The sequence below is a fragment of the Bacillus sp. M6-12 genome, from assembly GCF_002860285.1.
In the GTDB taxonomy this organism is placed as follows: Bacteria; Bacillota; Bacilli; order Bacillales; family DSM-1321; genus Peribacillus.
Genome location: NZ_PGVF01000006.1, coordinates 185098 through 198011 on the forward strand (window position 1 = coordinate 185098; position 12914 = coordinate 198011).

Genomic DNA, 12914 nt, shown 5'->3' on the forward strand with positions numbered 1-12914 from the left:
TTCCAGATTCCAGTGCAATCGATGCGGCAATCAAATTCAGGCACAGTTTTTTACGTTCCCATGCAGCCGATGCCAGACCGAGTGCACCTATTGCCGGAGCTGTATCATGATGGGCCGGGTCAGCAGCTGTTCTTATTTATATGTTTGGACTGGCCCTAATGTTGATTTTGGCGTTACACACTCACCGCTAGCGTGGACAGGCAGCCTTTCTGAAGGACAAAGCCATGCATCCAGCCGGGTCGTGGAAGCAGTAACCAATAAGGAGCAGCTCTTGGTATGGGCTGTCTGCGGCGCCGGCAAAACTGAAGTACTTTTCAAAGGAATTGAGGCAGGTCTGCAGTCAGGGCAGCGGATTTGTATCGCCACGCCAAGGACTGATGTGGTGTTGGAGCTGGCTCCCCGGCTAAAAAAATCTTTTCCCGGTATACCAGTTACATCCCTATACGGGGGCAGCGAGGAGCGGCACCTGCTTGCCCCATTAACTGTTTCCACCACCCATCAGCTTTTCCGATTTTATCGCGCGTTTGATACGGTGATTATTGATGAAGTCGACGCGTTTCCGTATTCTGCAGACAAATCGCTGCAATTTTCTGTCAGTAAAGCCCGAAAGGCAGAATCCTCACTTATTTACCTGACCGCTACTCCCTCAGAAAAAATGCAGCATAGCTACGCAAAAGGTACTCTAAAGGCCGTAACCATCCCCGCCCGCTTCCACCGTAAACCAATCCCTGTTCCAAATATGAAATGGTGCGGAAATTGGAGCAGATCTATTTCGCAAAATAAGGCAATTCCTTCAGCCGTTTCTTCCTGGGTACAAGAACGTCTCGACAAGAATACCCCCATTTTGCTGTTTTTCCCGAGCATAAAAGTAATGCAAATGGCTCTCCCACTTTTTCAAAAATTAAATCCAAACCTTGAAGCGGTTCATTCCGAGGACCCTGACCGAAAAACAAAGGTTTCTTCCTTAAGGGAAAAACGGATACCAGGTTTGCTGACAACGACTATCCTGGAGCGGGGAGTGACGATTCCTAATCTTGAAGTGGCCGTCATTGGAGCGGACCATGATGTTTTTTCCGAAAGTGCCCTTGTGCAGATCGCTGGTCGGGTTGGCCGCAGTTTTGAAAACCCTAACGGCAATATTACCTTTTTTCATTACGGAAAAAGCAATAGCATGGTAAAGGTGGTTCGCCATATTCAAAGGATGAATGCTGAAGCCGTGAAAAGGGGGCTGCTGGATGTTTGAAACAATGTTTAGATCAAATGAAATTTGTCTTCTTTGTGCCGCTGCTATTAAGAACGAAATAACCTGGAAAGCACTCTTGAAGCAGGAGGAGTGTGTCCTTTGCAAGGAGTGCGAAGGAAAGCTTGAAAAAATTGAAGGGGACACATGTATAGCGTGCAGCCGTCCCTTTGACGGCCTTTCCCCGGACTTCCAGATTGGCGAGCTGTGCTATGACTGTGTCCGATGGAATGGAGACCCGGAGTGGAACGGATATCTATCGAAAAATATTTCTCTATATTCCTATAATGATTTTTTAAAAGAAACAATCGCAAAATTTAAGTATCGTGGCGACTATGCCATTTCAAAAGCGTTTGCCCAACAGATTAGTCAAAGGCTTTTCAAGCTTGAATTTGATATCGCAGTTCCTATCCCCCTAAGCGGCGAACGATTACAGGAGCGAGGCTTTAACCAATCGGAAGCACTTATCCGATCAGCGGGACTAATGCCGGTGGAGGTCCTTTCACGTCTCCATACAGAAAAACAATCAAAAAAATCCCGCCACGAGCGAATTTCCCTTCAGCAGGTATTCCAAGTAGAAAAGCCGGAATTAATCCAAGATAAAAAGCTATTAATCATAGATGATATCTACACTACAGGATCAACCTTAAGGCATGCCGCAAAAGTATTGATCGAGTCAGGGGCTGGGCAAGTCATCTCGTTCACAGTCGCTCGGTAACTATTAATCCTAAATAAATGTTCGACATTTCTTCATATTGCTCCCTTGTTAGACGATATAATGATCATAGGAAGAACAGCGGGAGGGCAAAGCCATGAATGATTTAAACAACTGTCCAAACTGTGACGCGCTATTCGTCAGGACAAAATTTCGCGATGTTTGTGATGCGTGCTATAAACAAGAAGAAAAGGAATATGAAAAAGTATATCAATACATTCGTAAACGAGAAAATCGGACAGCAACCTTAGTGCAGGTGGTTGAAAATACTGGTGTGGACGAAGACTTGGTTGTCAAATTCATTAAAACCGGGAAGCTTAGAACCTCACAATTTCCCAATCTGGGAATCAAATGCGATAAATGCGGCACTACCATCAAAGAAGGGCGCTTATGTGTTAATTGTCAGAATGCCTTAAAATCTCAGTTAGGTCAATTTGAAAAGGAAGAAGCCCGCCGCAAGGAAATAGAAGAGCGAGGGAAAAAAGGCGCTTACTATACACATCTTGATGATTAAATTAGTACAAAAATCCATTTCAATTGAAGTGGATTTTTTTTATTCAATAAACTACAGGCCTAAAGTCTTCATTTTAGAGTAAAAGATAAATATAAAAAGCCTATAACCGATAATAACCTTGTAAAGAAACCGTATAGGAGTGTAACAAATGCAAATTAGTAATCAGAAGCCTGCAAATCAATCTCCTAAAATAGATAACTCCCTGGAAGTAAATAAGGGTGACATATATAATGCTCAAATAAAAGAACGTGTTTCAAGTACTGAAGCAGTACTTCAAATCAGGGGAAAAGAGGTATTAGCAAGTTTTGAAGCAGGAGTTCCGGCTGAAGATCGGATTACTGTTCAGATAGTGGCTCGAAACGAAAACGCTATCGAAGTGAAGTCTGTTATCGCTGAACAAAAAAAGACATCGGACGCGGGAAGCCAGCTAGCTGAATCAAAAATCATCCAAAGCTTGGAACTATCAGACAAGGAATACAGCAAAATAAAACAAGCCGTCCATATGTTTGTCAGTAAAGGAATTCCAATAACGAAACATATCGCCGCTAATTTAAAAGAATTTTTTGTGAAAGAAACAGGCAGCACAGAAAATAAATTGAATACGGTAAAAGCGCTAGCAAATAAAGGTTTGGAACCCACGAGTTCAAATCTGCGAGCTGTACATGCTGCATTGCATGGGCCACCGCTTAATGAAGTACTATCTTCGCTGGTCAAGGAAATCGATCCCCAAGCTGAATTCCCGAATGCTGAGCGAATAACCGTACAGAAAACAGGAACTGGAACTGTCTCTGCGGTACAGCAACAGAATCGTTTAACCAACGGCACACCTTCTTTTACACCATCCATAAGTGCATTACAAGAACTAATCCAATCTATAAAAACCGAACCAAATATACAAAAAACGATCCAAAATGTACGTGACATAATAAACAAGATTCCTGGGCTTGATAGTGAAACAATAAAAAAAGTAGAAAAAGCTACATTAGAAGCAGAAAAGCTTCAATCTATCGGAAAAGAACGTTTGATTCAGGTTTTGAGAGAAGCGGAAGGCAGCCTTCAGTCCAGTCGCTCCCAAGTACCACTTAATTTAAAAGAAGGTTTAAAGGAATTGCGTGAGCATGTTGCACAAAACCCGGAGTTGAAAAAAGTAATAGATAAGATAATAAACATTATTAAAGATAACCGGTTAGAGCCAGAGTTATCAAAACGTATAGCAACTGTGGCAAAACAGGCAAGCCAACTTGAATTTGCCGGCCGCGAAAAAATGTCTGAGGCTCTAAAATTGGTGGAAACAGTTCTGTCTAATGCAGAAAAGCACCAAAATAGCCATCAAAATAAAATGTTGCCAATAAATTCGAGTCCAGCAAGGGAACAAAGTACCAGCAACATTCAATTCAATGAAAATCTCCGAAATCAGCAAATAAAAAGTCAAACACAAATAAGTGAACAAATAAAAAACCTTATCAAAACCGTCCAAATTGAACCTAATATTATTAAGGCAATTGAAGTAGCGAAGACGGTATTAGGATCAGATCTGAAAACAGAAACCCTAGATAGAACTCAAAAAGCCATCAATGAAGCAATACGTTTAGTCCAAAGCGGCCAGGCTATTACCGCCCGCCAAAAAATTATGAAAGTCCTGTCAGAAATAGAAACAGAGGTTGCGAATGTCGAAGCTTCTAATAACCTAGAACAAAAGCAACAAACATCTTCATCTCGAGTAAGTCCAAGTGAAATAAAAGACCTGATCAAGACTGTCCAAACAGAACCTAATATTGTTAAGGCAATTGAAGCAGCGAAGACGGTATTAGGATCAGATCTGCAAACAGCTACCTTGGATAAGGCTAAAAAAGCCATAAACGAAGCAGCACGTTTAGTCCAAAGCGGGCAGGATATAGCTGCCCGCCAAAAAATTATGCAAGTCCTGTCAGTAATAGAAACTGAAGTTGCTAATGTGGAAGGTTCCAATAACCTAGAACCAAAACAACAGACCGCATCACAAACAGTAAGCACAAGTGAAATAAAAGCCCTTATCAAAACCGTCCAAACAGAACCTAATATTGTTAAGGCAATTGAAGCAGCGAAGACGGCACTAGGATCAGATCTGCAACCAGCTACCTTGGATAAGGCTCAAAAAGCCATAAACGAAGCAGCGCGTTTAGTTCAAACCGGCCAGGCTATTGCCGCCCGCCAAACCATTACGCAAGTCCTGTCAGAAATAGAATCCGAAATTACGAATGTGGAAGGTTCTAATAGTCAAGACCAAAAACAACAGACTGCTGCACCAAGTATAGGTACCAATGAAATAAAAAACCTGATAAAAACCATTCAGAATGAACCTAATTTATTAAAGGCTATTGAAACCACAAAAAACGAATTGTTATCAAACCTAAAGCCAGAAATCCTGAATAAGGTTGAAAAAACCGTAAATGAAGCCACCCGGTTAGCAGAGGGAGGCCGGGAGATAGCAGCCCGTCAGAAAATCATGCAGGTATTATCTGATTTAGAGAAAGAGTTTGCCAACAGTGAAAACAAAAATAAAATAGAACAAACCCAGCAAGCTGCAGCATCGCAGTATAATGTGGATGAGTTATTAAGCTTGATGCAAACTGATTCTAAAAATATTCTAGTCACAAAAGTTACAAAAAAATTAGCCGAAGCTACACAAGAGTTTCGAGATCTAAAACGGGAAATGTCAAGGAATCTGGACAATGTTCAAAGAGTTATAGATGTATTCAAAAAAAATGCCTATCCCCAGGCAAAACAGATGCTTGAAACCACAATAAGCAAGCTGGATAATGCAATATTAAAAAGTGACCTGATGCTTTTAACAGATATGAAAACAGAGAAACAATTACTTGAAGCTAGTTCGCAATTAGCAGATGCGAAGAAAAATCTTGCAAAAGGAGATTTTTCTGAAGCGTCAAGAATTGTCCGCGAAGTAAGAACGCTGATAGATAAAATAATATTTAAACCTTCTGACCAAAAAGTAATGCATTTTGTTGCGAAGGAAAGCTTGGACAAGGAAAATAGCGAGCCTCCTCAGCAGTTGGTTAATCAATATAAAAATTTAGGAAACAGTTTTGGTCAGGAACCTTCTGCCCGGCAAATGTTTGAATATGTGCGTTCACTCGGAATAAATCATGAAAGCGATCTTGCTAATTCATTGGTTTTTTCAAAGGGAGATCAATCTCAACAAGAAAAAAATCAGCAACAGGAAAACTTAAAATCGGTATTGCTGAAATTAACACAATTTGAGGGCGAAGAACTGGGTTCAAAAATGGCTGCTAATGTCGAACAGGCTATAAATAACATTACCGGACAGCAGCTGCTGAGTAAATCGGATGCTAATGGCACCTTACAGAGCATGTTTTTCAATTTACCGCTTTTATTGGGAGGTAAATCTGAAAATGTTCAGGTATTTGTGAATTCTAAAAATGAGGGACAGCAGGTGGATTGGGAGAATTGCAGTATTTATTTTCTCTTTGAAACAAATAAACTTGGTGATGTAGGGATTCTCTTGAACGCAAGTGATAGAAACCTTTCCATTACCATAAAAAATGATAAACCTGGTTTTAAAGAAAAGATGGAACCGCTTGCCTCTATTGCAAAAATAAAGCTAGAGGAAATTGGCTATAACATAAACAGTATGCATTTTAGTAAAATGAATGCTTCGAAGAGACCGGACGAAAAAGGGCCAGCAGATTCAAGTAACGAAATGAAGCAAATAAGGCCTGTTTTCGCTGAAAAAGGGATGGATTATAAAATATGAAAATCTCAAAATTCTATAACCAAAAAAAGAGAAAGGAAACGAATGGACCGTCGGCAGCTGTCATTAAGTATGATCAGGATAACAATGCAACGCCTATTGTGATGGCACAAGGGACTGGTTTAATAGCGCAGCAAATCATTGAGTTAGCAAAGCAAAATAATATCCACATGCAAGAAGACTCCTCACTTGTAGCAAATTTATTGGATATGGATTTAGGTGACAATATACCGCCACAGTTATACTCAGCGATGGCTGAAATTTTATTGTTAATTGAAGAAATGGATCTAAACTATTAACAATTTCAGGAATCACTCCGATAAAAATAAAAGATAATCACATTTGGAGGTGGAGACAAAAGTGACAGGGATTTTTACAGAGGGCGCCTTACACAAAAAGTCACCTCAGGAAATTACAGCTTTATTATATGAAGCTTGTTTAACGAAATTAGAAGAAGCAATTGATGATATAGAAAACAAAGACCTTATTATAGCAAATACCAAATTACAAGCGGCTAATGATATCTTGTACCGTTTAGGAGCCGGAATCAACTATGAGGCTGGAATCATTGCAGACCAATTAGATCATCTTTATAACTATATGGCTAATAGAATTATAGAAGCTAATTACAAGAAGGACATAGCAATGATTAAAGAGGTAATCAATGTTTTACAGCCGATAGTGAGTGCTTGGAATGAGACTCTCAGAAAGAAGCCATCGGAGGCCACCTCCATGCTCCGTCAAAAAGCAATGGCTTATGAAAAAAATGTCCTGATAGAAAACTGATAAATAAATTCTTGCAAGGGGAGTAAATAATGAAAATCAACCATAATATCCAGGCTTTAAATGCATACCGAAACCTTTACCAAAATCAATTCAATTCATCAAAAAACCTGGAACGACTTTCTTCAGGTTTACGTATAAACAGAGCTGCAGATGATGCTGCAGGTCTTGCTATCTCGGAAAAAATGCGTTCGCAAATTCGCGGACTTAAACAAGCGGAGAGAAACTCTCTTGATGGAGTTTCATTAATGCAAGTTGCAGAAGGTGCAATGACTGAAGTACATTCAATGCTTCAGCGTATGCGTGAGCTAGCAGTGCAGGCAGCTAATGATACGAATACAACATCAGATCGTAACTCGATCCAATTAGAGATTGATCAATTATTAAAAGAAATCGATAGCATTGCTGCAAAAACAGAATTTAACACGCGTAAGTTGTTGGATGGTTCAAGTGCGGTGGATACGCAATATCGAGTAGGTCAAATGCAGAACACGAATATTAAGAGTGTGCCTGTTGTCACTGATCCTTCGATTGCGACGGGAACTTATCAAATAGGTGTTGAAAATACACCGTCGCTAGTTTATACACTAAACCAGCCAGGAGCAGGTGTAAGTTCTGAGGGAGTTATCACAATTGAAACAGAGACAAAATTGGCGACTAATGGCGCAAACATATCTGGAGTAAGTATAACAGATCCTAATTTAAAAACATCAGATGCTACTTACGAGTATTCAATTACTGGAAAAACAAACATTGATACCGTTAACGATGCTACTGGAGGATTCACTAATAAAACGATAACACCTGCTGCAGGAATTACCTCCCTTGGTTATGGAGACGGACTTGAAATTGGTGACTATAGTATCAAGATCACTGATTATCAAATTGGTACTAGTGGAAGTGCATCAACAGCTGATATAGAGATTATTGATCCATCTGGTAACTCCATAGGAGTTCTTGCAGATCGGGCATTAAGTGGAAGTGTTACTCTCGGAACTAGCCCAGAGACGATTACACTCACTGCTTTAAACACTATTAATGTATCCGGAACAGTTAAGGTGACTGTGGCACCACAAAGCATTGACTTTGCGATAGGCAAAGACCTTCCGCCGGGGGAATATAGCATCAATGTAAGTGCCTATAATGGTAGTACTGCTACCATCCAAGTTAATGGCCCGGATGGCCAGCCTGTTCATCCTGCCTTGACCGACGTTACCATTCCGGGATCACCTATTACGATTGGTAGCGGAAATACACAGATCACCATTAATGCTCCAGCTCTTAACGGAAATGGCACAGCTAAAATAAAAGTGGAAACGCAAGCCGATATTGTTGTAAATAAACTTAAAGCAGACGGTACAAGAGAACTTTATGCAAGTCAGTCAGACGTTACGTTTGCAAGTGGATCAAGTCAGACTGTAAGCTTAAACGGATTTGATATCACTCTTAACCCAACCGCTATGGCTAATGGCGCAAGTAACTTTAACATTAAGACAAGTGACTTGGGTCTTGGAGAATTCGCGATCGTTGTTTCCGACTACCAAAAAGATAGTAATCAAGTTGAAAGTGCAACAATTGAAATTTTTGATCCGAACGGTTTCTCAATCGGAAAGCTTGCAGCCCAAATTGGAGAAAACCATGGGAGTCTTCAAACAATAGGGACAGATTCGGGTAAAAGGGTTCAAATCAATACTAAGCTTATTACGCAAGCTGGAACTGCAAAAGTACAAATTGAAGGAAAAATGAAAGTTGCTGTTTCAAAAGTGAATGATGACAATACAGCAACAGCTATTACTTTTTCAAAAGAATTGACAACAAGAAACGGAAAAATGGCACATGGCGGCTTAGAAATGGTATTTGGTGCAAATGCAAAAGAAGGTACTTCAAACTTTGATCTTACAAATAAAGCCTTATCCTTCCAAATAGGAGCAAATACAAACCAAAATGTAAACATTGATGTACCTGAACTAAGTACTGTAAAGCTTGGTATAGATGAAATTAATGTGCTTTCTCATAAAGAAGCAAATGATGCAATCTTCAAGTTAGAGCAAGCAATTAACCAAATTTCTGCAACACGTTCAAAGCTGGGCGCTACCCAAAACCGTTTGGAGCATACGATCAGCAACCTGTTAACGACAAATGAAAACCTGACAGCGTCAGAGTCGCGTATTCGGGATGCTGATATGGCATCAGAAATGACCGAATTTACAAAGAACAATATCCTAAATCAGTCTGCTCAGGCTATGCTTGCCCAAGCGAACCAACTTCCGCAGGGAATTCTTCAGTTACTGCAGCGATAAATAATGAATAGAGGTAAGTTCCGGGTTAAGGGACTCACCTCTATTTTTTAGTCTATTTATGTTAGAATATAACAAGAGGCAGTCATCAACTAATTTCGAAACGTTCGAAATAGGGGAGTGGTGTTTGTGGAGATTCAAAAGGTTGATAAAACAGGAATTAACAAAGTAAAAAACACTAATAATGCGGTAACGGAAAGCATTTCTTTTCAAGAAGTGATCTCTAAAAACCGTCAGCAAATGATATACGACAAGATGACTAAGTTAGTGGACGAGATAGAAGAGCAGGGGAAAATCCTGGCTGAAAACCGGACTGTTGAGGACCTCCGAAAATATAAAAAAAAGGTAAAGCAATTTATGGAAGAGGCTGTTCAAAATGGGTTGCAGCTTGAGGAACAGCGGGGATTCAGCCGACGGGGCAGAACAAAGGTATATAAAATAGTTAAAGAAGTGGATAAAAAGCTGATTGACCTGACAAACGCAGTTCTTGACAAAGAGAAAAAGGGACTCGATATCCTTCAGACGGTTGGAGAAATCAAAGGTTTATTGATTAATATTTACACGTAAAACTACTGGACATCTTAACTGGTAGTTTTTTTATTAGAAAGGAAAAGAGACTTCCCCTTTGAGGAAAGAATTTACTACTTAAGACTTACTTAAATAATAATGATTCAAACCGATATATATAACATCCAAATAAATAAACATCAGGTATTTATAAAATATATTACTTTATTGGGGGAACGGGGAAACAACTAAAAAGGGGTGGAAAATATGAAAATTAATAATTTTAATCGTGTAAATTTAAACCCTTATATTAAGCAGGCTGAAAAGCTGGAAAAGGCAGAAAAAGCCGGTCGCAAGGATAAGGTGGAAATTTCTCCTGAAGCAAAGGAACTTCAGCAAGTAAGCCAGATTGAGCTGGAGCGTCAGGAGAAGGTAAAGAAAATCAGTGAACAAATCAAGGCGGGCGAATATGAAATTAAACCAGAAGAGATTGCCAGGAAACTATATGACTTTTGGAATAACTCATTATAGTGAGGGAGCCTAATGGCCAGTCAAAATGCATCGCGGATTTTAGAGGAAATTTTGCTATTGCATAAAAGCATGAACCGGATTGCAAAGCAAAAATCTGACGCCGTTATCAAAGGGGATATAGAGGCATTAAAGTCGGTGCTTTCCAAGGAAAAGCTGCACATAAAGGCAATTGATCAAAAGAACCGTGAAATGAGAGAAATCTCGGCAGCACTTTTGTCAGGAGGCGGGGATATAGTAAACGACCCTACTTTATCGGCTGTAATAGCGGTTTCCGCCGGGAACGAAAAAATGAACTTATCAAGGCTGAAAGTGGAACTTGAGACCGAGATAAGTGAATTGGCCCATCAAAATAAACTGAATCAGCAATTGCTTGAGCAGTCCCTGGACTTCATCCATCTGACAATGGATTTAATCCAGCCGGATCCGAATTCCTATACCTATGGCCATCCTCAGGATTCCCCTCAATCGGTCCAAAGAGGGCAATCCATATTTGATTCAAAAGCATAACGGAGGTAATTAGATGATTTCTACATTCCATGCCTTGGAAGTGGCCCGCAGAGGTATGCTTACCCAGCAGGCAGCCCTATTTACAACGGGCCATAATATCGCCAATGCCAATACTCCCGGGTACACGAGACAGCGTGTAAATTTTGTTCAAACTGAACCATATCCTTCTGCCTCGATGAATCGCCCCCAAATTCCCGGACAGATGGGAACGGGAGTAAAAGCAGGAGATATTCAGCGTATACGTGATAGTTTTGTTGATATGCAATTCCGCGGCGAAAACAGTAAACTTGGTTTTTGGCAATCAAAAGCAGAATTGCTTTCGCAAATGGAAGATGTGATGAACGAGCAGACAGATACAGGATTGGCCGGCACAATGGACCAGTTTTGGGAAGGATTGCAGGACCTGGCTGTACAGCCACAAAATGACGGGGCAAGACGAGTTGTCAGGGAGCGCGGAATCACCCTGGCGAATACTTTTAATTACACGTACAACTCATTAAAAGCAATCCAAAAGGATTATCGAAGCGAGATCGACAATTCACAGGATCAAATTAATTCCCTTTTGCGGCAAATTAATAACATCAATAAGCAGGTTGCTGATATTGAACCTCATGGATATTTGCCTAATGATTTGTATGATGAAAGAGATCGGCTAATTGATGAATTGTCATCCATGATGAACATTAAAGTGGAGGCAAAAGCAACCGGTGGGAACTCATCGGCAAATGCTGAGGGGATATTTGATATTTATTTAGCGACCTCCCAAGGGGATATTTTGACAGATTCAAACGTACCGCCCAACCAGATAAAGCTTGTCGACGCGACAGCCGGAAAAGCAAATGGGATCCATATTATGTATGAAAATCGGGCTGTCCTGGACAGCCCGGTTACAAGCATTAAATTTTTCGAGCTGAAGCAGAATGAATCAGGATTCATGAGTCCGGCTACCGATACAGATGCCGACAATGATGCAAGTCCAGTATATAAGCTTACTCAATTTACTGACTTAAACGCGTCTGGGAAGCTAAAAGGCTACATAGAGGGTTACGGGTATAAATCTGACCCGACACCTGCCGATTCGACAAATGGCGACGACATCGTTAAAGGCCTTTACAATGATATGCTGGCTGACCTGGATGAAATGGCCTATACCTTCGCTTCCCATTTTAACTTGGTTCACCGGTCCGGGTGGAGTTTAAATGAAATCTGGAATGGTGCTTCAAATGATAAAGCCTTCTTTTCTTTTGGGGGTGCGGCGCCAAGCGACAGCAATCCGAAGGGAGCTGCCGCAAATTTAAAGGTAGCTGATGCGATTTTAGATGATGTCGAGAATATTGCAGCCGCTGCAGAGGGCAATGTCATTGCAGGCAGCATGATCCGTAACCCGGTTGCAGCAGGAACAGTAGGCAATGTATCCATTACCGGTATTTATGAACCTGAAAGTGCGCCTGCGTCGTTTACGAATGCTAAAGAAATTAAAGTTGTTGTTAAGTTTACTACAGATAACCAATGGACATACGAGTTAAAGGGCATTGATAGTAATGGAGCAGAAATAGCAACGGCAACCCAAACTGGAAGCTTCACCGGGAAAAATCCGGAAAAAGTGTTTGGGGTTACATTGGATCCTTCAAAAATCTCATCCCAGCAAAACGGGGATACCTGGACCTACACATTTTCAGCAAGTGGAGTTAAATCAAGTGACGAGGCATTTATCGGAAATGGTTCAAATGCCTTGGAACTTTCCAAAGTTAAGGATGCGATGCTCGACTATGGCGGCGATTTAACCAATGTCCAATCCTTCTATCAGGGCATGATCGGCAGGCTCGGTGATAATTCTTCCGAGGCGCTCAGGATGAGCAAGACAGCCGGTGTTTTAAAGGATTCTGTCGAGCAAAGAAGGATGTCGATCAGCAACGTATCCCTTGATGAAGAAATGACAAATATGATTAAATTCCAGCATGCTTATAACGCTGCAGCCAGAAATATCACCCTGGTTGATGAAATGCTTGATAAAATCATCAACGGTATGGGCGTTGGTGGAAGATAGGCAG

General features: G+C 40.7%; 11 protein-coding genes. All 11 read left to right on the top strand.

The features are described from left to right. The first annotated feature begins 106 nt into the window (after window positions 1-106). The 11 genes from CVD28_RS09190 (at window position 107) to flgK (ending at window position 12910) form a co-directional block, all read left to right on the top strand. Window positions 107-1243, top strand: coding sequence for a DEAD/DEAH box helicase (locus tag CVD28_RS09190; RefSeq protein WP_257985813.1), 1137 nt, complete (start codon window positions 107-109; stop codon window positions 1241-1243). Continuing rightward, entirely contained in the window at window positions 1236-1958 is a 723-nt protein-coding gene (locus tag CVD28_RS09195; RefSeq protein ID WP_257985814.1) for a ComF family protein, read from the top strand. The genes CVD28_RS09190 and CVD28_RS09195 overlap by 8 nt, the downstream gene beginning before the upstream one ends. A gap of 94 nt (window positions 1959-2052) precedes the next feature. Beyond that, on the top strand, window positions 2053-2469 hold the full coding sequence (locus CVD28_RS09200; RefSeq protein WP_101592079.1) for a TIGR03826 family flagellar region protein: 417 nt from the start codon (window positions 2053-2055) through the stop codon (window positions 2467-2469). A 148-nt stretch (window positions 2470-2617) separates the two neighbouring features. Beyond that, window positions 2618-6241 carry a hypothetical protein gene (locus CVD28_RS09205; protein WP_101592080.1) on the top strand — a complete coding sequence of 1208 codons (3624 nt, stop codon included), beginning with the start codon at window positions 2618-2620 and terminating at the stop codon, window positions 6239-6241. Then, the gene (locus CVD28_RS09210; protein ID WP_101592081.1) at window positions 6238-6537 is read left to right on the top strand and encodes an EscU/YscU/HrcU family type III secretion system export apparatus switch protein; all 300 of its coding nucleotides are present in this window, start codon (window positions 6238-6240) and stop codon (window positions 6535-6537) included. The genes CVD28_RS09205 and CVD28_RS09210 overlap by 4 nt, the downstream gene beginning before the upstream one ends. A 61-nt stretch (window positions 6538-6598) precedes the next feature. Beyond that, window positions 6599-7024 carry a flagellar export chaperone FliS gene (fliS, locus tag CVD28_RS09215; RefSeq protein ID WP_101592082.1) on the top strand — a complete coding sequence of 142 codons (426 nt, stop codon included), beginning with the start codon at window positions 6599-6601 and terminating at the stop codon, window positions 7022-7024. A gap of 29 nt (window positions 7025-7053) precedes the next feature. Then, the gene (locus tag CVD28_RS29255; protein WP_374702510.1) at window positions 7054-9321 is read left to right on the top strand and encodes a flagellin N-terminal helical domain-containing protein; all 2268 of its coding nucleotides are present in this window, start codon (window positions 7054-7056) and stop codon (window positions 9319-9321) included. A 126-nt stretch (window positions 9322-9447) separates the two neighbouring features. Next, on the top strand, window positions 9448-9885 hold the full coding sequence (locus CVD28_RS09230) for a YaaR family protein (RefSeq protein ID WP_101592083.1): 438 nt from the start codon (window positions 9448-9450) through the stop codon (window positions 9883-9885). Window positions 9886-10092: 207 nt separating this feature from the next. Further along, entirely contained in the window at window positions 10093-10356 is a 264-nt protein-coding gene (flgM, locus tag CVD28_RS09235) for a flagellar biosynthesis anti-sigma factor FlgM (protein WP_101592084.1), read from the top strand. 12 nt (window positions 10357-10368) lie between these two features. Next, window positions 10369-10863, top strand: coding sequence for a flagellar protein FlgN (locus CVD28_RS09240; RefSeq protein ID WP_101592085.1), 495 nt, complete (start codon window positions 10369-10371; stop codon window positions 10861-10863). A 13-nt stretch (window positions 10864-10876) separates the two neighbouring features. Then, window positions 10877-12910 carry a flagellar hook-associated protein FlgK gene (gene flgK / locus CVD28_RS09245; protein ID WP_101592086.1) on the top strand — a complete coding sequence of 678 codons (2034 nt, stop codon included), beginning with the start codon at window positions 10877-10879 and terminating at the stop codon, window positions 12908-12910. The last annotated feature ends 4 nt before the right edge of the window (window positions 12911-12914 follow it).

Coding starts and splice junctions, on each gene's coding strand:
- CVD28_RS09190 (WP_257985813.1), top strand. CDS start 107: ATGATGGGCCGGGTCAGCAGCTGTTCTTATTTATATGTTTGGACTGGC.
- CVD28_RS09195 (WP_257985814.1), top strand. CDS start 1,236: ATGTTTGAAACAATGTTTAGATCAAATGAAATTTGTCTTCTTTGTGCC.
- CVD28_RS09200 (WP_101592079.1), top strand. CDS start 2,053: ATGAATGATTTAAACAACTGTCCAAACTGTGACGCGCTATTCGTCAGG.
- CVD28_RS09205 (WP_101592080.1), top strand. CDS start 2,618: ATGCAAATTAGTAATCAGAAGCCTGCAAATCAATCTCCTAAAATAGAT.
- CVD28_RS09210 (WP_101592081.1), top strand. CDS start 6,238: ATGAAAATCTCAAAATTCTATAACCAAAAAAAGAGAAAGGAAACGAAT.
- CVD28_RS29255 (WP_374702510.1), top strand. CDS start 7,054: ATGAAAATCAACCATAATATCCAGGCTTTAAATGCATACCGAAACCTT.
- flgM (WP_101592084.1), top strand. CDS start 10,093: ATGAAAATTAATAATTTTAATCGTGTAAATTTAAACCCTTATATTAAG.
- CVD28_RS09240 (WP_101592085.1), top strand. CDS start 10,369: ATGGCCAGTCAAAATGCATCGCGGATTTTAGAGGAAATTTTGCTATTG.
- flgK (WP_101592086.1), top strand. CDS start 10,877: ATGATTTCTACATTCCATGCCTTGGAAGTGGCCCGCAGAGGTATGCTT.